General features: G+C 60.5%; 17 protein-coding genes. 5 read left to right on the top strand and 12 right to left on the bottom strand.

What is annotated here, in order from left to right; translation table 11 throughout:
* Window positions 1–81 precede the first annotated feature (81 nt).
* The 8 genes from V6766_RS16640 to V6766_RS16605 all read right to left on the bottom strand — a co-directional run bounded on the left by V6766_RS16640 (window position 82) and on the right by V6766_RS16605 (window position 10,020).
* A complete protein-coding gene (locus tag V6766_RS16640; RefSeq protein WP_448468338.1) occupies window positions 82–1,062 on the bottom strand; it encodes an extracellular solute-binding protein in 981 nt (326 codons plus the stop codon).
* Window positions 1,063–1,898: 836 nt separating this feature from the next.
* On the bottom strand, window positions 1,899–3,347 hold the full coding sequence (locus V6766_RS16635; RefSeq protein WP_448468336.1) for a sulfatase family protein: 1,449 nt from the start codon (window positions 3,345–3,347) through the stop codon (window positions 1,899–1,901).
* Window positions 3,344–4,168 (bottom strand): carbohydrate ABC transporter permease, encoded by an 825-nt coding sequence (locus V6766_RS16630; protein WP_448468334.1) that lies wholly within the window; start codon window positions 4,166–4,168, stop codon window positions 3,344–3,346. The genes V6766_RS16635 and V6766_RS16630 overlap by 4 nt, the downstream gene beginning before the upstream one ends.
* Window positions 4,165–5,091: a carbohydrate ABC transporter permease gene (locus V6766_RS16625; RefSeq protein ID WP_448468332.1), complete on the bottom strand. Its 927-nt coding sequence runs from the start codon at window positions 5,089–5,091 to the stop codon at window positions 4,165–4,167. Before V6766_RS16625 ends, V6766_RS16630 begins: the two co-directional genes overlap by 4 nt.
* Before the next feature lie 111 nt (window positions 5,092–5,202).
* Entirely contained in the window at window positions 5,203–6,471 is a 1,269-nt protein-coding gene (locus tag V6766_RS16620) for an ABC transporter substrate-binding protein (protein WP_448468330.1), read from the bottom strand.
* 20 nt (window positions 6,472–6,491) lie between these two features.
* The gene (locus V6766_RS16615) at window positions 6,492–7,313 is read right to left on the bottom strand and encodes a MarR family transcriptional regulator (RefSeq protein WP_448468328.1); all 822 of its coding nucleotides are present in this window, start codon (window positions 7,311–7,313) and stop codon (window positions 6,492–6,494) included.
* Between the two features lie 67 nt (window positions 7,314–7,380).
* Window positions 7,381–8,928: a sulfatase gene (locus tag V6766_RS16610; RefSeq protein ID WP_448468326.1), complete on the bottom strand. Its 1,548-nt coding sequence runs from the start codon at window positions 8,926–8,928 to the stop codon at window positions 7,381–7,383.
* Window positions 8,929–10,020 (bottom strand): ABC transporter ATP-binding protein, encoded by a 1,092-nt coding sequence (locus V6766_RS16605; RefSeq protein ID WP_448468324.1) that lies wholly within the window; start codon window positions 10,018–10,020, stop codon window positions 8,929–8,931.
* A gap of 366 nt (window positions 10,021–10,386) precedes the next feature.
* Here V6766_RS16605 and V6766_RS16600 point away from each other — a divergent pair, with 366 nt between their 5' ends.
* A complete protein-coding gene (locus V6766_RS16600) occupies window positions 10,387–10,584 on the top strand; it encodes a hypothetical protein (RefSeq protein ID WP_448468322.1) in 198 nt (65 codons plus the stop codon).
* An 82-nt stretch (window positions 10,585–10,666) separates the two neighbouring features.
* Here V6766_RS16600 and V6766_RS16595 read toward each other — a convergent pair whose 3' ends face one another.
* Together V6766_RS16595 and V6766_RS16590 are read right to left on the bottom strand one after the other, a co-directional pair.
* Complete coding sequence (locus V6766_RS16595; RefSeq protein WP_448468320.1) at window positions 10,667–12,139, bottom strand: protein adenylyltransferase SelO; 1,473 nt, start codon at window positions 12,137–12,139, stop codon at window positions 10,667–10,669.
* A 275-nt stretch (window positions 12,140–12,414) separates the two neighbouring features.
* Window positions 12,415–13,320 carry a LysR family transcriptional regulator gene (locus V6766_RS16590; protein ID WP_448468318.1) on the bottom strand — a complete coding sequence of 302 codons (906 nt, stop codon included), beginning with the start codon at window positions 13,318–13,320 and terminating at the stop codon, window positions 12,415–12,417.
* 103 nt (window positions 13,321–13,423) lie between these two features.
* Between V6766_RS16590 and V6766_RS16585 the strand changes: the two genes are divergently transcribed.
* Entirely contained in the window at window positions 13,424–14,605 is a 1,182-nt protein-coding gene (locus tag V6766_RS16585) for an MFS transporter (RefSeq protein ID WP_448468418.1), read from the top strand.
* 11 nt (window positions 14,606–14,616) lie between these two features.
* Entirely contained in the window at window positions 14,617–15,654 is a 1,038-nt protein-coding gene (locus V6766_RS16580) for an aldo/keto reductase (protein WP_448468316.1), read from the top strand.
* Between the two features lie 198 nt (window positions 15,655–15,852).
* On the opposite strand, the gene V6766_RS16575 is transcribed toward V6766_RS16580, so the two are convergent.
* Window positions 15,853–16,836 (bottom strand): aldo/keto reductase, encoded by a 984-nt coding sequence (locus V6766_RS16575; RefSeq protein ID WP_448468314.1) that lies wholly within the window; start codon window positions 16,834–16,836, stop codon window positions 15,853–15,855.
* A 92-nt stretch (window positions 16,837–16,928) separates the two neighbouring features.
* Between V6766_RS16575 and V6766_RS16570 the strand changes: the two genes are divergently transcribed.
* Window positions 16,929–17,771, top strand: coding sequence for a LysR family transcriptional regulator (locus V6766_RS16570; protein WP_448468312.1), 843 nt, complete (start codon window positions 16,929–16,931; stop codon window positions 17,769–17,771).
* Between the two features lie 364 nt (window positions 17,772–18,135).
* Window positions 18,136–19,674 carry a sulfatase family protein gene (locus V6766_RS16565; protein ID WP_448468310.1) on the top strand — a complete coding sequence of 513 codons (1,539 nt, stop codon included), beginning with the start codon at window positions 18,136–18,138 and terminating at the stop codon, window positions 19,672–19,674.
* A gap of 3 nt (window positions 19,675–19,677) precedes the next feature.
* Here V6766_RS16565 and V6766_RS16560 read toward each other — a convergent pair whose 3' ends face one another.
* A complete protein-coding gene (locus tag V6766_RS16560; protein ID WP_448468308.1) occupies window positions 19,678–20,592 on the bottom strand; it encodes a LysR family transcriptional regulator in 915 nt (304 codons plus the stop codon).
* Between the last annotated feature and the right edge of the window lie 58 nt (window positions 20,593–20,650).

Here is a 20,650-nt window from a genome sequence, read left to right as displayed (position 1 = left end):
GAAGGGCGGCGCGAGAGCTTTTTTGCGGACGCCAGGCGATTCCACCTGACTGCGAGATGCTCCACGCCGCCCTTCGGGCAATCACTTGGTCATGATCACTTCGTTCCACTCCTGGAGAGCGGTTGGGCGATATTCGGAGGCCCAATCGATATCATATTTGATCAGGTTCAGATCGGAGAGCGGCGTCAGCGCATCGCTTGCGGGAACGTCGTCACGCACGGGACGCCGGCCGATCGATGCCACGATTTCCTGGCCTTCCTTGGACAGGGCGTAATCGAGGAAGGCCTTCGCGCCTTCTTCATTCGCCGGCGTTGCCATGATCGCCATGCCATCGGCCTGCGCCGTCGTCCCGTCGGCCGGATAGATCACGTCGACCGGTCCGCCGCCGAACTTGAAGCGCAAACCGACATCCTCGTTCGAAACGCCGACCCAGGCCTCGCCGTCATTGACGAATTTCGGCACGGCGCCCGAAGAGTTTGACAGCATGGTGTTGTCGAGGATACGGCTGTAAAGATCCCAGCCCTTTTCCAGACCATAAATCTGCAGGACCGTGGCGAGCTGGATGTAGGCGGACGACGACTTGTCGAGGCGCGCGATCGAAACCCGATCCTTGTATTCCGGCTTGGCGAGGTCTTCCCAGGTTCTGGGCCATTCATCCTCGCTCAATTCGTCGGTGTTGATGACGAAGCTTGTGGCGATCACCGTGAAAGGCGTCCATTTGCCGTCGGGGCGCACGGCTTCAACGATATGATCGGATCCTTCCGGCTGGTAGTCGCCGAACAGATCGGGATTGGCCTGAAGGATTTCACCGCCGACCGACCACAGGACGTCCGAGGTTTCGCGCCCCTTCTCCGCCTTCAGGCGATTGATGAGTTCGCCGGCGCCGGCCTTGATCAGTTCGACCTGCATGCCGGACTCTGCCTCGAAGCCCTCCACCATCTTGTCGACGAGTTCCTGTGGCGCGGCGGTGTAGACGATGACCTTGCCGTCCGCGGCAAATGCCGCCGCCGATGACATCAGTCCAAATGTCGCCGCTGCTGCGAGAATAGCTGCTGTTTTCATGTTCTGCCCTCCTTATATGGCTGTTTACGATCCTTGTCGGCCTTGTCTCCGGCTTTGGCCGAAACTCCACGCCGGCGACGGCGGGGAGACTAGAACATTTCCGGTGAAAACCGGTTCACCCGGAAATGCTCTATCTTTTTGTTTTTACGCGCCTCCGGACGGAAAACCGGTATCCACTTTTCCTGGACGCGCTCTATAATGTCCGGTAACGGATGAGCCTCTTCAGACACGTCACGTGTTCGAGCTTGCGCCTGAGCCCGGTTCGCCCGCCATCGGGGCGCGCCCCGTCAATCCGGCTGATAATTGACGCAAGCCTGCTCTCCATCCCCGACCGGCATCGCAATGAAACGACGGACCTCGCGTCGCGCCCTGGTCCGGCAATTCATCCGAAGCATTGGATGTACTATCGTCGGTGGTGGTGAACCCAGTATTTCAGAAATAGACAGCGCGTTGTAACACTGTTCACAAAGGTCGCGCAGCTTGACGCACCTGGCGTTTCATCTGCGGCCGGAACGCATTCTTCTCGCGCACTGCCGCCGCCATCAGTGTCTCGGCAACAAAGCCGGTCATCTCGCGCAGCAAATCGGCGACAGTGCTTTGAAAGGCGCCGCGTCGGACGATGGCTCAACCTGCATCGACCCGCATAAATACCAACCGGACTCCGGTTGCGGCTGGAAGAAAGCTCCGCCGCAGGGTGCCCGGTCTGGAGAAGGGGCCGGTAGAGGGCGGTCTGGAGAGGCGGATCGACCGCCATACCGGCAAGGGGGAGGTGAAGCGTCATTGACCGGCTCGGCCAGACCGCAGAACCTCCGGCAAGCTGGATGGATCCCCCGGGACTATGTCGCGGCTTCGAGCACGTAGGACTGCGTTCGCGTCGAGCTCAGAATCCGCCATCGAAGGATATCTTCGATCAGCGCAGTCCGGATGGCGAGGTGATCGGGGTCGTCCCAGAGGTTTACCACCTCGCGCGGATCTGACTCGAGGTCAAAGAGCAGTCCGTCGGTGTAGTCGACGTAATGCACGAGCTTCCATCGATCCTTTCGGATCATCGTCTGAAACTCGCTCGCCTGCACGATCAGGTCGCGAGCCTGCTCGGAATAGACTGCGTCGCGCACCTCGCCGCCGCTGCCGTCCAGATGCCCCTTGAGTGAAATCGCCTCCATGAATCCGGGCACCTTCACACCGGCAAGTTCAAGAACCGTCGGCCCGAGATCCATCAGCGATACCAGTCCCTCGACCGTCTTTCCTTCGGCCAGGCGTCCGGGCGCCCAGACCACGGCCGGAATCTTCACGCTCTGGTCGTACATCGACCATTTCTGCGAGAGGCCGTGGTCGTTCAGGCAGTCGCCGTGATCGGACGTGAAGATCACGATCGTCTCGTCCAGCACGCCCCGTCGCTCCAGCGCGGCGAGGATATTTCCCACCTGTTCGTCGATCATCGAGACATTGGCATAGTAGGCGGCGCGCTGCCGGTGCAACTGCTCGGACGTCGGATCGGGGATGTGGATTATCGCGTCATATTGGGAATCCTGATGCTTCTGTTTGAGCTTGCGCACAGGCTCGATCAGATCGGGAATGTCCTCGCGGATCGGCTCGGGCAGATCAGATTTGGCGAGATAGTGCTCGAACCATCGCGCCACCGGGTCGTAGGGCGGGTGCGGCCCGGGAATGCCGATCTGCAGGAAGAACGGCTCGCTCCCGTTCCAGCGATCAAGCCACATACAGGCCATGTCCGGCACGAAATTGTCCGAGTGCATGTCTTCGGGCAGTTCCCATACGAAGGCTCCGAGACTGGTTCGGTAATCCTGGCGATGCTTGTAGGTTTCGGTATCGGGCTTGGTCAGACCGCGCGCCCAGAGCGCCTTGTCCCAGTTGTCGAGATAGAACGGTACGGTCGGATCGCTGCGGTCCTTGTTCTCGGTCACGTGGCGCTCGTGAAAACCAAAGGGCGCCTCGACCGGAAAGGTGTGCATCTTGCCGACATTCACGCAGCGATACCCGGCATCCGCCAGCGTCTGCACCCAGCAATAGGACCAGGTCTCGTCATTGCGAAACACGCCATTGGTGTGCGGGTAGGTCCCCGAGAAAAGAGAGGCGCGCGAAGGGGAGCAGGAGGGGGCCGTCACATACATGTTCTTGAAATAGGTGCCCTCATTCACCAGCCGGTCCAGATTGGGCGTGTCCATCCATGGGTGGCCGGTCGCAGCGATTGTGTCGACGCGCTGCTGGTCGGTGATGATGAAGACGATGTTGGGCCTCTGCCCCTGTGGCTGACTGCGTTTCATCCTTTGACGGCGCCTCCGAGTGATTGAACGATGTAACGATTGGCAAAGAGGATCACGGGCACGATCGGCAGGGTCAGCACGATCGTGGCCAGCGCGATCGAACCCCATTCGACGCTGGAATAGGATACGAAATTCATGATCGCGACCGGGGCCGTGGCCGTCTCGCCGCGGGTCAGGATCAGCGCGAAGAAGAAGTCGTTCCATGCCAGCAGGAAACCGAGGATCGCCGCCGCAACGATGCCCGGGCGCGCGACCGGCAGCACGATCTTCCACAGGATCTGCGGCAGGTTCGCCCCGTCGATCGCGGCCGCCTCGATCAGGTCCGAGGGGATCTGCGCGAACGAGGTCCACATCGACCAGACGACAAAGGGCAACGTCAACGACATGTAGGCGAATATCAGCCCGATCCGGGTATTGAGCAGGCCCAGGTTGAGATAGACCAGAAAGAGCGGCAGAACGATCCCGATGGGTGGCGCCATGCGCAGGAGAAGCAGCGCCCAGGACGTCGCGAACGTCCCCCGCAGCCGTCCCTTGGCAAGCGCAAAGCCGGCCGGAACCCCGATGACAAGCGCCAGCAGCGTGGAACCGCCCGCGGTGATGGCGCTGTTGACAAGCGCGCCGGGAAAGTCGGAGCGCGCCAGCGCCTGGAAGTTTTCAAGCGACCAGGAAAGCGGCGATTGCCAGATGGGCTCGAAGAGCGCGAGCTTGGGCCGGAAGGTCAGCAGAAGCGACCAGATCATCGGCAGAAGCGCGAAGCACAGCAGGACGACCATCATCAGGCGGCCCAGCGCGAAACGATATCCGGAACGGCGATCGATCATGCGTTGATCCTCGAATTGATGCGCGCGACCCAGTAGCTGGCGAGCGCGGCGAACAGAAACAGCGTTACCGAGATGGCGGCGCCGTAAGAGATGTTGGAATTCTCGAAGGACTGAACGTAGGCATAATAGTTCGTGGCCTGTGTCGAGCGTCCCGGACCGCCCTTGGTGATTACGTAGATCAGCGGAAAATGCTTGAGCGTCTCGATGAAGCGAAACAGCGTGACCAGCAGAAGCGCCGGTTTCAGGAGCGGCAGCGTAATTACGAAGAAGGCGCGCAACTGGCTCGCGCCGTCAATCGCGGCCGCCTCCTTCAGATCGCGCGGAATTCCCTGCAAAGCGGCGAGTATGAGCAGCATGACGAAGGGAAAGTTGGCCCAGGTATCGGCGATCACGATCGCGGCGATCGCCCCGGTCTGTGTCGAGAACCAGACCGGCTGAGGCAGCCCCAGCGCCTCGAGTGCCGCGTTGATGGGCGAAAGCGTCGGGGTGTAGAGTGACAGCCAGATCAGCGCGACCGCGACATGCGGCACGGCGAAGGGAATGGTGAACAGACCGCGCGCCACTTTCCACTTCGGCACGATTTGATCGAGCCCCACGGCGATGGCGGTGCCGATCACGAGCTGTACGACAACCCCGCCGACGCTCAAAGCGAGCATTACGTAAATTGAGTTGAGAAAGCGCCTATCGCTCAGCAGGCGAACGAAATTCTGCAGCCCCCAGTGCCCGCCCCAGCCCTTGATGAGGTGGAAATCGGTCAGGGACAACGCGAACATGCCTGCCAGAGGCACGACGGAAAACAGAACGGCGCAGAAGATCGTCGGATAGAGAAACCGGACGTACTCGCGGCGGCGGCGCGCTTGCAGCGAATTGGTTCGATTGCTGCGCGGGTTCACGCCTGACTTCGTTGCGATGTCGTTGGGCATGGAAAGGTCCTTTTGACGTCATGCGACGCCTTCAATGAGCAGATCGTTCAGATCCCGGTATTCGGCCACGCCCCCCACAAGGGAGACGAGGGGCGCGGCCTGCGCGTACGGCTACTGGTTGAGGATCGCCTCTACTTCCGTCTGCGCGTTCTTGAGGGCGTCAGCATTGGACTGGATGCCGTTGAGGGCCGAATTCACGTTATCGCCGATCGCCGCGCCGATTTCCGGCCATTCCACGATCAGCGGCCGGTAATTCGGGATCGTGGCATTCAGCGAATCCGCACGCAATTTGATGAGATCCGGGCTGATCTCGGCATATTTTTCAGCGACTTCGGGATCGTCGCCGACCGCAGGGCGGGTGAAATCCGGGAAAGATTCCCTGATCGCGATTTCCTCCTGCACCTTCTCGCTGGTCGCCCAGTCGATAAACTTCGCCGCAGCCTCGGCATTTTTCGATGCGGCAGGAATACCCAGGCCATGGACTGCGATCGCGGGCGAACGTCCATCCGGCCCCTCGGGCACCGGCGCAAGGCCGATCTTGTCCGCGACCTTGCTTGCCTTCGGGTCCAGCGTCGGAACGATATTCGACGTCCCGTCGATAAATATCGCGACATTGCCGGCCTGCATGGCAGCCACGGCCTCGGGATAGTTGATGTTCGAGATGCCGGGCGGACCGCTTTCGGTCAACATCGAGGTGTAGAGATCAAGCCCCTCGAGGTTTTCCGGACTGTCGATCACAGGCGTCATGTCGGTGGGAAAGTCCTTGAAGAACTTGCCTCCATAGGCGCGCGTGATCATCGGCAGGACGAACATGTTGAAGCCCTGTCCCGGTGAGGTGCGCATGACGATCCCCGCGGTTTCGTCCGAGTTGACCTCGGCCGCGACCTTGCGGGTCTCTTCCCATGTTTTGGGCGGCGTATCGATCAGGTCCTTGCGATAGGCCATCAGACCAGTCTCGACGAACATCGGCAGGGCATAGGTCTTGCCATTCACCTCGTAGGTGGAGAGCGCCGAGGGAAAGAAGCCGTCGACATCCTCCATTTGGGCAATCTGGTCATCCATCGGCGTAAGCCAGCCGGCGGCTACCCAGCGCTGAAGCTGGATAGCAGGCACGTGAACCACGTCGAGATCTCCGGTCCGCCCCGTGAACGCCAGCATGACCTGGTTTTCGAAGACGCTCTGCCCCACGACTTCGACATTGACCTTGATTCCGGTCTCCTTTTCGAATTCGTCGGCGAGATCCGCAATGCCGCGCGTGACGGGCAAAGAGAACATCATCACATTGATCTCTTCGTCCTGGGCGAAAGCGGGTGCCGTCAGGCAAAGCCCCGCCATTGCCGCGGCAAGGGCCGCGGACATGAAACTGTGTAGGATTTTCATATTTCCTCCGGTTTAAACGATCAGCCGCCAAGCTCCTCCCGAGCTTTAAGACGGTTGCTATGTTGTGAGCTCTTCTGGCTCATATGCTTCATGAGGCTTTCACGCGCCTCGTGAAGTATCTTCGATATTTCAACCTCGTGCGCAGCCCGGTCCGGCTTGGGCGTCGCGGGCTCCGCGAGCGAGAGCAGATGCAGGAAATTCCCCTTGGGATCGGTGAGATAGGTTGCGTAGCGACGAATTCCCTGTCGGTTGCCGTCGAAATCGCCGTCCACGATCATCGGCCGCGCTGCCTCGATCACGTCCAGCGCCTCGCTCTCGTTGAGAAGGCGCATATGGACGCCGGTCGTCGAGAAATTGACCCGGTCGAAGATCGAGCGAAGCTGCTCGTTGTCCAGCCGTGCAAGATAGAGCCGGGACAGAACGTCAAGCTCCATCAGACCACGCCGGAAACCCGGTTGCGCACGCAGGCTGAAGCTGCGGTTGCTGGGGGCAGTTGAACTTTGCCACAGCAGGTCGTTCCCGGCGTTGACGATGACTTCCGCAACCACATCGTATTTGCGCCCGATCTCGGTGACCAACTGGTTCAGCACCCGCTGATAGTCTTCGCTCATTTGCACATTGCGTTGAAAGCGGAAGTTGCCGATGACCTGGTTGTTGCTGGTGCGCAGCACATATCCCCATTCCGAGAGCACGTTGATGATCCGGCTCAACGTCGCCGGCGAGATGCCGCAATCGCGCGCCATCTCGGACTGACGCACCGGGGATTGTTTGGCCCCGCTGAGGTATTCGAGCACCTTCAGCATGCGGTCATTGGGCGTCATTGGTCGTTCTTCGATACTCATCGTCTTCCCCGTGTTGCCGGTTTGCGATGCCAGTATATCCTGTCGTCGAGCATAGCCCATCCTTAAGTCACTGCGCCGGTTCGACAGCTCGCGCGTCCCGTGCGAGGCCAAGTCTCGTCCATTGGTCATCTGGCGCACCCTCCTGCTCCATAAGCGTGCGCAGGCGCTGCAGCATCCGGTCGCGAACCTCGGGCCTGTCCTGCCAGAGATTGCGGGACTGCGCCGGATCCGACTTGCGATCGAAAAGGAAATCTTCATAGCTGCGCGGGTCGATCGTGATCGGCATCTTCCACATCGGATAGGGAACGGAGGGGTCGAAATATCCCTGCTCCACGGGTTGCGACGGCAGAGTGCCGACGCGCCCGTCAACCGGATTGTCGACGATCAGAGGTCGCACGATCATCGTGGAATAGACATGGAGCGGCGCATCAGGCACGGGCGACTTGAACAGCGTCCAGTCTCCGTCCGTGATGCAGATGCCCTGTCCGAACGTTCCATAAAGCACCGCGTCGCGCACCGGCTCCTCATCGCGGATCAGGGGCATGAGGGACCGGCTGTGGCGACTGGCCTCGGGCGCCTCCGCCCCCACAGCATCGGCCACGGTCGCGAAAATGTCCACGGTCTGGGAAAGCCGGGTTTCGTGTCGCCCGTTGCCGGGGAAATCGGGGTGCCACATCACGAAGGGAATGTTCGCATGCGAGTCCCAATGTGGATATTGCTTGCCGAACACGCCTCGCGCGCCGAGATCATGACCGTGGTCGGTCGTGAAGATCACCACCGTGTCGTCCCACAAATCCAGCGCATCAAGCCGGTCCAGGAGGTGGCCCAGCCAGCGATCGGCCATTGTCACCTTGCCGTGGTATTGGGAGCGCACAAAGTCCAGTTCCTCGGTCGAGGTCTGCGCCATGAATTCGCGCAATGCGTCGTATTTCTGATAAGGCGGCCAGACGGTGTAGCGATCGCGGGCAGAGGCGTCCTGCGTGTACATGGATGCATAAGGCTCGGGGACGTCGAAGGGCTCATGCACGTCGAAATTCTCGACATGGAGCCAGAACGGACCGTCCTTGGCATTCTCGTCCAGCCAGTCGGCGGCTCCCTTGAAGACCTTGGCGGGGAAGTAATCCTCCTCGTCGCGGAAGTCCTTCACATTGGCCCAGTATTGGCGCGTGTAGGTTTCGTCGCGGAAAGCGGCCATGCGCTCTACCCATGCGGGGACCGGGCCCGACATGTCCGCGAGCTTCCAGCGGTCCATCTCGTGGCCACGGACATATTCGGCGGAGTCAAAATGCTCGATATAGCCGTTCGCCTCCTCTTCCCAGTAGTGGTAGTGATCGGTGACGAGCCCGGTGCGCCAACCCGCGTTCGACATCACTTTTGCAAGGCGCGGGTCGAACACCTCGAGCGGCCCCCAAGGACGCCACAGGAATTCCTTGCGCCCGGCCATGATTTCACGGCGGGCGGGCATGCAGGGCAGGCTTCCGACGAAATGATTGTCGAAGACCGTTCCCCTGGCGGCCAGCCGGGTGATGTTCGGGGTCTGAACTTCGGTTTCGGGGTTGTAGATCGAAAGCGCGTCGCGGTTCAGGCTGTCGACCAGAATGGTGATGATATTCATTCAGACCACTCCCGCCGTCACGCGCCGCGCAATATGCCCGAGGCGGATTTCGGTCTGCGGGTCGAAGAAATGCAGCTTTTCCGGATCGAATTCGAGCGAAACCGGGCTTCCGTGATGCCATGCGATCCTGCGTGTTCCGCAGGTCTGCACTGCGGTGTCGCCGATCGTGCAGCTCGTCATGGTCTCATTGCCCATCGGCTCGACGAGGTCGAGCGTGGCAGCGACCCCACCTTCGCCCGGCGCGCGGACCTCGATATGTTCGGGGCGTATCCCCACCAGAAGCGGGCCGTCGGGCACCTGTCCCTCCATCTCCAGCGCGCAGGTTCCTCCGAAAAGCGAAAGTCGCCCGTCGCGAACGTCGCCCTGGACGATATTCATGGTTGGCGTGCCAATGAATTGAGCGACGAAAACATTTTCGGGATAATCGTAAAGCTCAAGCGGGGCTCCGACCTGCTCGATCCGTCCCGCGCGCATCACGACAATCCGGTCAGCCATGGTCATCGCCTCGACCTGGTCGTGGGTCACGTAGACGGACGTGGTCTCCAGCTTCTGGTGCAGCTTGATGACTTCGGCCCGCATGGTCACGCGCAGCTTGGCGTCCAGGTTGGAAAGCGGTTCGTCGAAAAGGAAAACCTTGGGCGAGCGCACGATGGCGCGTCCCATCGCCACGCGCTGCCGTTGTCCGCCCGACAGATCCTTTGGACGCCGTTCGAGCAATTCGGTCAATCCGAGGATTTCCGCTGCCTCCTCGACGGCGCGGTTCACCTCGACTTTGGGCATCTTGCGCAGGTTGAGCGCGAAAGACATGTTCTCCCGCACGGTCATGTGGGGGTAGAGCGCATAGCTTTGAAACACCATCGCGATGTCGCGATCCTTCGGCATTTTCTCGCCGACATTCTCCTCGCCAATATAAATTTCCCCACCGCTCAGTTCCTCGAGACCGGCGATCATCCGGAGCAATGTCGACTTGCCGCAACCCGACGGCCCGACCAGCGCGACGAAGTCGGTGTCGCCAATATCAAGATCAAGGCCGTGAATGACATCGTGCGCGCCATACGACTTACGCACGTTCCTGAGTGACAGCGTCGCCATCTTGCTTTCCTCCGTTTGACAAAATGCATACCACCCATATTTGGAATTGTCCATTCCAAATATGGAATAACTTGTTTTTAATTCATCGGTCTTGCGCGCGGGCCGGACCGTCCGAACGGGGAGTTGATGGCATGAAGCGGCTCATGATCGGGACCTTAAATCAGAGCCAGAAGATGACGGCTGCTGCGATACAGACGCTTGAAAAGAAGGTATGCGCGGTCATAACAGTTGGACATCTGAAGTCGCCAAGGGTCATTGCAAAGGCAGGTTACAGTAGGGATCGAGTTTCCCTCAAAGTGGCGGGTCGCAATTATTGTCGGAAGAGTGAAGCGTTTGGGTCCGCCGCTTCCGGGGTTCAGATAGAAAATGCAGTCGACCGTTTCTGTGCTGGCACGGTGCGAATGCCCGCGCCCAATCCGCGACGTCGACATTGCCGCGAATGACGGTGACCGGAGCGAGCTCGGCGGCAAGGCCAGAAATTATCTCCGGCTTGCCGATGTCGCCGGCGTGTGCTGCACGCCTTGGATCACCGACAAGGCCTCGGGCGCAGCATCCCGTGCGTAGCCGAAATGATCCCGATAACCGCCATTGAAAGAGCCGCTCCCCGGTCCGCCTAATAGGATTGCGTCGCTCGCAGGCCGCGCGCTTACGTGCCGCAGAAGGTTCGGTACGCCGTCTCGGGCACCGGCGGAAGGCCCGCATAATCGGCGAATTCCGCCTTATCCTCGAAGGGCGTGGCCAGTGCTTCGTTCAAGCGTTCGAAGGGTGCCAGGTCGCCGGCCATCGCGGCGGCAAGGGCTTCTTCGACGAGGTGGTTGCGCGGAATGATCGCCGGGTTCACCGCATCCATTGCAACACGACGTTCACCCGGCTCTCCCGGTTCAACCGCGAGGCGTTGACGCCAGCGCGCCGCCCAGCCGTCATAGGCGGTTGGATCAGCAAAGAGACCGCGCAGCGCCCCGTCGGCCTGCTCGCTTTCCGCCGCTTTGCCGAGATTGCGGAAGGTCAGGGTGAAATCCGCCTTCTGCCGTGCCATGTGCCCAAGAAGATTCTCGATCAACGCGGCGTCTTCCTTTTGCGGTGTCTGCAAACCTATCTTCGCGCGAAAACCGTCGACATAAGCGGTGTTGAACGCGTCGGCAAAGCCGGAAAGGACTTCTTGTGCGGCTTCGATGGCTTTGTTTTCGTCCGGATCGAGATGAGGAAGCAGACATTCTGCCAGACGTGCGAGGTTCCAGTTCGCGATGCGGGGCTGGTTGGCATAGGCGTAACGCCCGTGGCGGTCGATCGAGGAAAAGACGGTTGCGGGATCGTAAGCATCGAGGAAGGCACACGGGCCGTAGTCGATCGTTTCCCCGGCAACCGACATATTGTCGGTGTTCATGACGCCGTGCACGAAGCCGATCTGCATCCAGCGTGCGACGAGTTCGGCCTGACGGGTGCAGACGCCTTGCAGAAGAGCGCGGTAGGGATTGGAAGCGACCGCGGCATCGGGGTAATGCCTGTCGATCACATGGTCGGCGAGTTTTCGAACCGCTTCGTCATCCCCCCTGGCCGCGAAGAACTGGAACGTGCCGACGCGTATATGGCTGGAGGCGACCCTCGTAAGGACCGCGCCCGGCAGGGCCGTTTCCCGGTAGACTGGCTCTCCCGTCGCGACCGCGGCCAGCGCCCGCGTGGTTGGGATGCCGAGCGCGGCCATGGCCTCGCTGACGAGATATTCGCGCAGGACCGGGCCGAGTGCTGCCCGTCCGTCGCCGCTGCGCGAGAAGAGGGTGGGGCCGGCGCCCTTCAGTTGAATATCGCGACGCCGACCCTCTCGGTCGACGACCTCGCCGAGGAGGATGGCGCGCCCATCGCCGAGTTGCGGCACGAAGTTTCCGAATTGATGTCCGGCGTAAGCGGCCGCGATCGGCTCGGCGCCTGTCGGGAGCTGGTTGCCGGCGAAGATTTCAGCCCCGTCATTGTCCAACTGATCCGCGTCGAGCCCGAGCTCTTCGGCGAGCCGTCGGTTCAGCTTCAGGAGATGCGGCGCGGCGACGGGCGACGGCACGGTTGGACGGTGGAAGGCGGCGCCGAGACGCGCGTAGCTGTTATCGAAGTCGAATTGTACCGTCATCTTTCCGCTCTGCTTCCGTCGTGCCGCTCGGCCGCTGGCTCTCGACCATTCTGCACTTAGGTGGCGTTGCCGATGTCGGATTTCCAGAGCAGTGGCTGACCAGTAACGTCTCTGCTTGACACGTTACTGGGGCACGGATGTAGCCCGTCCATCCGATCAGGACGGAATATGCACGCCAAGAACCAAGGCAGTGCCGTCCTCTGGACCAGGGCGAACGAGATCCTCTCGTTGAAACCGAGAACTACACCTACGCCATAACCTTCCGAATTAGGCCGTCACGACACCTGTCCGTGTTTTGCCAAGAAATCCAGCACCGACCTGACGCGAGACGGCAGCGGACCGCCCTGGCCGATATGGACGGCGTGAAAATCCTCTTTCTCGCCGATGTCGAGATGACGGAGGATCGGTATGAGCCTCCCGGCAGCGATATCTGCGCGCACCGTGAAATGAGCAAGCCGAGCAATGCCAACGCCCGAAAGTGCCAGATGGCGCAACCCTTCTCCATCGCTCGCCTGTACCTGGCCGGTGGCTGGTACGAGTCTGACCTCGCCATTTTCCCATAGCTTCCAGCCATTAACCGCGCGTGCATAACCAAAGCCAAGTCGGTTGTGCTGTTCGAGATCGGCAATGCTGCCCGGTTCGCCACAGCGTTTCAGGTATGAAGGCGATGCGACGATGGTCAACGCCGTCTCGCCGAGCTTCCGGGCCACAAGGCTGGAACTTTTCATTGGCCCGGCCCGGATGGCGACATCCGTGCGCTCGGCAAGAAGATCGACCACGGCATCGGTTTGGACGATATCGAGCGTGACCGCTGGATACAGCGCCAGAAACTCCGGCAGCACTGGAGCGAGTATATGGTTGAAATATGAGGCACTGGTGTTGATGCGCACGCGGCCCACGGCCTGCTCGCCAATGCCAGCCGCCCGCTCGGCATCCTCCATATCGGCGAGGATACGCGTCGCCCTTTCATAGAATGCGCACCCCTCCGGTGTGATTTGAAGTTGGCGCGTCGAACGATTGATCAGCCTCGTACCAAGCCGCGCCTCCAACCGTGCGATCAGCTTGCTGACGGCTGAGGGCGTCATGCCCGCAACGCGAGCGGCGGGCGAAAATCCCCCGTGTTCGACCACGCGGACAAACACTTCCATCTCGCCTGATCGGTTGGTTTCAAGGCGCGCCATGATGATCTCAAATCACAAATGATATTCCACTAGGCAGTCTATTTCATCGAATACCGCTCGTCTATCTCTCAGGAAACAGAACTGAATGAAGTTGGGATTTATCATGCCGCTAGCGCTCTACGCTCTGACGGTCGGGGCCTTCGGAATCGGCGTCACGGAATTTGTCATTATGGGCCTGCTTCTTGAAGTCAGCCGCGAATTGGACGTCACCATCGCGGCCGCGGGCTTGCTGATTTCCGGTTATGCGCTCGGTGTCACGGTTGGCGCGCCTGTTTTGACTGCACTCACTGCCCGCTCGCCGCGCAAACAAGTGCTGGTCGGGCTGATGGTCATTTTCATCATCGGCAATGCAGCTTGCGCGCTCGCGCCTGGCTATGGCTGGTTGATGGCGGCGCGTGTGCTGACTGCGCTGACGCATGGCACCTTCTTCGGCGTCGGAGCTGTGGTTGCGACCAGCCTTGTTGCCGAAGACAAGCGCGCGTCGGCGATCGCCATCATGTTCACCGGTCTGACGGTCGCGACTGTGCTCGGCGTGCCATTCGGCACATGGCTCGGTCAGAGTTACGGTTGGCGCGCGACATTCTGGGCAGTGACTTTGGTCGGGCTGATCGCGCTGGTCGTTCTTGTCACGCTGCTGCCTCGGGACCGAAGCACCCCGGAATCGACAGATTGGCGCGTCGATCTACGCGCAATCGTTCGCCCTCCGGTCTTGCTGGGGCTGTTGACTACCGTGCTCGGCTATGCGGGCGTTTTCGCAGTCTTCACCTACATCGCGCCGCTGCTGACGGAAACCAGCGGCTTTGATGAAAGCGCGGTCTCGGCGGTTCTTCTGGTGTTCGGCGGCGGTCTGGTCGCGGGCAATCTGGTGGGTGGTCGGCTGGCGGATCGCAACCTCATTCATGCGATCATCGGCACGCTCGCCGCACTTGCCATCACCCTGGCGACAATGGCCTGGGCAATGGACATCCGGACATTGGCCATTGTCTTTACCGGCCTGCTGGGAGCGACCGGCTTCGCCACCGTCGCACCTTTACAGATGTGGGTGCTGTCGAAAGCCGATGGCGCGGGTCAGAGCCTTGCCTCAAGTTTCAATATAGGGGCTTTCAATCTCGGCAATGCAATCGGCGCATGGGCGGGCGGCATGGTTGTCGACCACGGTCCGGGCATGGCTTTCCTGCCCTTGGCGGCCGCAGTGTTCCCGCTTTTTGCCATCGTAATCGCGCTTTTTGCCATTCGCAATCATGAGGCTGCGATGCCCTCATCCCCCTTCAATTCCATCCAGTAAGGAGCAATCTCATGGACTATCGCCCCCTCGGAAAATCCGGCCTCAAAGTGCCGGTCCTCAGCTTCGGCACGGGCACGTTCGGCGGCGCTGGCCCCCTGTTCAGCAACTGGGGCACGTCCGATGCGACCGAGGCGCGCCGTCTCGTGGACATCTGCCTGGAAGCGGGTGTCAACCTGTTCGACACCGCCGATGTCTATTCGGATGGCGCCTCCGAAGAAGTGTTGGGTGAGGCCGTGAAGGGGCGCCGCGACGAAGTGCTGCTTTCAACCAAAGCCAGCCTGCCAACGGGCGATGGGCCGAACGATGCAGGCTCGTCCCGCTTCCGTCTGATCCGGGTTGTTGAAGATGCGCTGCGCCGCTTGCAGACCGATTACATTGACTTGTTGCAACTTCATGCTTTCGATGCCGGCACACCTGTCGAAGAAGTTCTTTCGACACTCGACACGCTCGTCCGCGCCGGGAAAGTGCGCTATGTCGGCGTATCCAATTTTTCCGGCTGGCAGATCATGAAATCGCTGGCCGTCGCCGACCGCTATGGCTGGCCGCGCTATGTCGCCGATCAGGTCTATTATTCGCTGATCGGGCGCGATTACGAATGGGATTTGATGCCGCTCGGGCAGGACCAAGGCCTTGGCGCAATGGTCTGGTCACCCCTCGGTTGGGGCCGGCTAACAGGAAAAATCCGGCGCGATTCGCCTTTGCCAGAAGGCAGCCGTTTGCGCGAAACCGCCAGCTTCGGACCGCCGGTGGACGACGAGCACCTCTATCGCGTTGTCGATGCGCTCGACGAGATCGCCGGGGAAACCGGCAAGACCGTTGCGCAGATCGCGCTCAACTGGCTGCTGCAACGCCCAACCGTTTCCTCGGTCATAATCGGTGCTCGGAATGAGGAACAGCTTCGCCAGAATCTCGGCGCGGTCGGGTGGGCCCTGACACCCGAACAGATCGCCAAACTGGATAAGGCGAGTGCCGTCACCGCGCCTTATCCGCATTTCCCCTACCGCCGGCAGGAAGGCTTTGCACGCCTTAACCCACCTGTTGCGGGATAGGAACAACGCTCTTGAGATCGTCAAGGCAGGCTATCACATTGGCTTCAAGATTGCTGCACCAAGGTCTTCGGGATGCGTCAGAGCGATCATATGCGGCGCATCCCGAAGCCAGGATCGTTTCCTGTGCCTTGCCAGTCATCCCCTTCATCGCGTGATTGCCGATCTGTCCGGTCTGTGTGGGGGACATGGCGGGCGCGTTCATACGTTCACTCCTTTCATGCCCTCGGCGGTATAGCGCTCGCCGGAGAAACTGCCTGGCGCATAGGCACGGTCGAGCCTGGCGATGTCATCGGCGGACAAGCGGAGGCTGGCGGCAGCGATGTTCTGTTCCAGGTAGATCAGACGCTTGGTGCCGGGGATCCCAAACGCTCCCTTGGCAAGCACCCAAGCGAGCGCGACCTGTGACGGTGTCGCCTCGCGCATGTCGGCAATGGCGCGCAGGGTGCCCAGCCGCGCATTATTGGCCGCCAGCGCCTCATCGCCGAAGCGCGGGGCATTGCGGCGGAAATCGTTCTCGGCAAGGCTATCGCGATCCAGCGAGCCGGACAGCAGCCCGCGCCCCAAGGGGCTATAGGCGACAAAGGCGATGCCGAGCTCGCGGCAGGCAGGCAGCACCTCGGCTTCCATATCGCGGGTGGTCAGCGAGTATTCGCTCTGCACGGCAGCCACAGGATGCACGGCATGGGCGCGGCGCAGGGTATCGGCGGAGACTTCGCTCAATCCGATCCGCGCGATCTTGCCCGCCTGCACGAGATCGACCAGCACCTGCATCGTTTCTTCGATGGGGCGTCCCGCTTCGGCCCGGTGGACATAATAGAGACCGATCTGTTCAACGCCCAGGCGTTTCAACGAGGCATCGCAGGCCTGCCTGATATACTCAGGGCTGTTGTCGATGCTGCGGGCATATTCGCCCGGAGCCTTGCGAATGCCGAACTTGGTGGCGATGAAGGTGTCTGGGTGGCCCTGTCTCAGGAAACGCGACAGCAATTCCTCATTATGGCCGTTGCCATACATATCGGCCGTGTCGAACATCCGCACGCCCAGTTCATGGGCGCGGGACAGAACGGCGAGCGATTGCGCATCGTCGGTCTCGCCATAGAATTCGGACATGCCCATGCAACCAAGACCAATCGCGGGCAGTTGCGGGCCATCGGCTCCAAGCGGAAATGTGGGGACCATCATTCGTACTCCTGTTCTGATCGACTCTTTCTCGCAGCCATAGAGCCTCATGAAAACTGCATGACCTCGCACGCCATCTGTGCAATATCTATCAGATGAACTGGGATGACCTGCAAGTGCTGGCGGTGCTGGATCGCGAAGGCTCGCTGGCCGGCGCGGCGCGGGCATTGGGTGTCAATCACGCCACTGTGTCCAGGCGTATTTCCGCGCTGGAGGAAAGCCTAGGGCAAACGCTCGTGCGCCGGCTTGCGCGTTCCACACCCTTGACCGAGAAGGGCAAAGAGGTCGCCGCAATAGCCCGCGAGATGGAGCAGGGCGCGCAGCGGATCGATCGCCTGACTCATGCCGCGCAGGGTACGTTGACCGGACGCGTGCGGCTGACCGCCCCTCCTGTTCTGGTCACCGAGATCATCATCCCGGCCATGCGCGGCCTGCGCGCCGATCACCCCGATTTGCAGATCGTGCTATCTGCCAATTCGCACATCGCCTCACTCGACAGCGGCCAGGCTGATCTGGCGGTACGGATGGTCGAGCCGCAGGGAAGGCAGAACATCGCCCGGCGCATTGGTTCGGTCGAATTCGCACTCTATGCGACGCCGGATATCGCCAGACTGCATCCGCAGCAATGGCGGTTCATCGCGTTTGACGAAACACTGGCGCATGTGCCCCAGCAACGCTGGCTGGAAGAGTTTGCCGGAAATCGCCCGCTCGACCTTTTGACCGGGGATTTTCACAGTCAGTTCGCCGCCGCCCGAGCAGGTCTTGGAGTGGCCTTGCTGCCTTGTGTTATGGCGCAACCTTGCAAGGAACTCGTCCGTGCCTCTGAGGAGCAACCCGAAGCAAGGCCCGTCTGGATGGTGATCCATGCTGATCTGAAACACGCGACTGCTGTGCGAGCGGTCGCCGATATGCTGGTCGCCGCCTTCAGCAAAGTCTGAAAATGCAGCCGTCATTCGCCACGGCATTATCTATGAAGCGCGAGCGATCCGCACTTCTTTACCCTCAGTCATGGGGCGGGAAGCGGGGGAAAGAACGCGACATAGTGGATGTGCTTTCGACGTTGGTGACAACGACATGACCTGTAGCGGGTGAGGGGTGCTGTGTCGGTCCTCTGATGGCGAGATTTTGCACAAGCTCTTTCTTGGAATGCCGGAAATGTCATTCGGCCTTCGCTTTGACGGAATTCCGATCGAAACACTTCCGACCTGCGAGCGATAAAATTGTTGCATGAAGCGGTTACGCCTTTCGAAAGCTCCTGCCGCCGCATTTCGCTATGGTGCGGCGTCGGGATGGGAGGCGTTTATGATAAGGCCGAATATTTTGCTGATCACCACCGATCAGCAACACTACAACGCGCTTGGGGTTCGTGAACCAGGGCTGAAGACACCGAACCTTGACCGATTGTGCCTGGAAGGAACGCGATTTGACCGGGCCTATTGTCCCTCGCCAGTCTGCACGCCATCGCGGGCAAGCATCATCACCGGGCAGTACCCATCGCATCACGGGGCCTGGACAATCGGGGTCAAGCTGCCGGAGGATGTCCCGACCGTCGGCGATCACCTGATAGCCGCAGGCTACAATACCGCGCTGGTCGGCAAAGCGCATTTTCAGCCGCTCGCGAGTACCCCGGAGTCGGAATCGCTCGAATGTCAGCCGATCCTGCGCGACCTTGATTTCTGGAGGGGGTTTAACCGTACCTGGTATGGGTTCGAACACCTGGAACTCGCCCGCAACCACGCCGATGAAAGCCATGCAGGCCAGCATTATGCGATCTGGATGGAGGAGAAGGGGCTTGTAGACTGGCGCGATTATTTCCAGCCGCTTCCGGGCGAAAATGCTGCGAAAGCGCCGCGCACCGGCAAGAAGGGCAGCTATACCCGGCTTGACCGTTCGTGGGCGCTTCCCGCCGATATGCACTATACGACGTGGACCGCCGAGCGCAGCATTGCCTACCTCGAAGAACATGGCCGCAGCGGAAAGCCGTTCTTTCTATGGGCGAGCTTTCACGATCCGCATCCACCCTACACCGTCAGCGAGCCGTGGGCATCGATGTACGATCCGGACGATATGGAAATCGATCGGGTCACGTCCGGCGAGCACGACCGCAACCCGCCGCATTTTGGCAAGACACAGGAGGAAAATCCGGATTTCGGAGACTGGCATGATCCCTATCAGGCACATGGCTGCGAAAGCCATCTCTATCCGGAAGAAGATCTGAAGAGGGACAAGGCCACCTATTTCGGAATGATAAGCTTTCTCGATTCCGAGATCGGCCGCATTCTGGACAGGCTCGATGATATGGGTCTGACGGAGAATACGCTGGTGGTATTCACCACCGATCACGGTCACTTTCTCGGCCAGCACGGCCTCATCGCCAAAGGACCGTTTCACTATGAGGACATGCTGCGCCTGCCGATGATCGTCAGGCTGCCGGGCAGGGTCGCGGCCGGCGCGGTCAGTGGCGATATGCAGAGTCTTGTCGATCTGGCGCCGACCTTTCTGGAGGCCGCCGGCATTGCCGTGCCCGGCGAAATGCAGGGCGTATCGCAATGGTCGAACTGGCGGGGCGGACCGGAAGCGCGGGATTTTATTCTATGCGAGAACCGGCACAACCCGGTGATGCCGCATGTCGAGACCTATGTCGACCGGCGCTACAAGATCACGGTTTACCGTCAGGGCCGTTTCGGCGAACTGTTCGACCTTCAGGATGACCCCGGCGAGATCGACAATCTGTGGGGAGATCCCGCTTCGCAGGACCTCAAGGCCAGGATGCTTCATGCCATGATACAAGGCATCATGAAATCCGAACCCACCCGCATGCCTCGGATTGCCGGTGCATGAGGGCTATGCGACGCGTTGGTCGATGGTCTCGAAATAGTCCGCGCACAGCGCCATAAGCGCCTGAAGCGGCGGATAGTGGCTGATCGCCTTGCGGTAGACCGCGCCAGTATCGGAATTGCGCCGTCCAAGCTCGATCGGCACGGTCAGGATCGGACGACCGGGAATGCCGAGGGCGGCGGCATCCGGCAGGATGCAGAGGTAGTCGCCGTCCTGCAGAAGGCGGAAAATGGCCAGAAGAGAGCTTGATCGCACCCTGATCTGCGGTAGTCGCCCGGTGCGTTCCATGACGGCGTGCAGCGTCTCCGCTTCGTAGATCGGATCGGCGGAATAGATGATCCAGGGGTAGCAATGCACGGCTTCATAATCATCGACGCGGCATTGATGGATCGGATGATCGGAGCGGGCGACGAGGCGATCGCAGATCTTGGAAAAAGCGCGCGTCTCCAGGTTGGGATGTTCGCTTTCCGCGTAAAGCCCGCCGAAGGAAACGTCGATCAAACCGTCGATCAGCGCCTGGGATGAACCGGCTACGCTGGGCGCCATTTCAAGCGTCAGATTGGGATATTGCGTATGCAGCTTCGAGGTTATCGTCGGCAGCACGACGGAAGACCACAACGGGCCGGCATGAATGCGCAACCGCCCTTCGGCGGCAGGATCATTGCCGGCAAGCTCCGCTTCAGCGAGTTCCCAGTCGCGGGCAAGCCGCGATATCGTTGAAAGAAGCTTCGTGCCGAAAGGCGTTGGACGAACGCCGCGGGCATGACGCTCCAGCAGTTTGGAATCGTAAAAATCCTCCAGTTGCGCCAGCGACCGCGAAAGCGCGGGCTGGGTCACGTTCAGGACCTCCGATGCCTTGCGTACACTGCCCGCTTCGGCAATGGCGCGGAAACGGAAAAGCAGGCTCATTCTGTCCAGCATAGGTATCAAATTCCATTATCACTGCAGTAAAGAATGGCATTTGTTTTTGATAACTTCA

This window comes from Martelella sp. AMO21009 (assembly GCF_053484295.1).
Note: the sequence above shows the minus strand (reverse complement) of the source record. Positions and strands in the feature narration are given on the sequence as shown.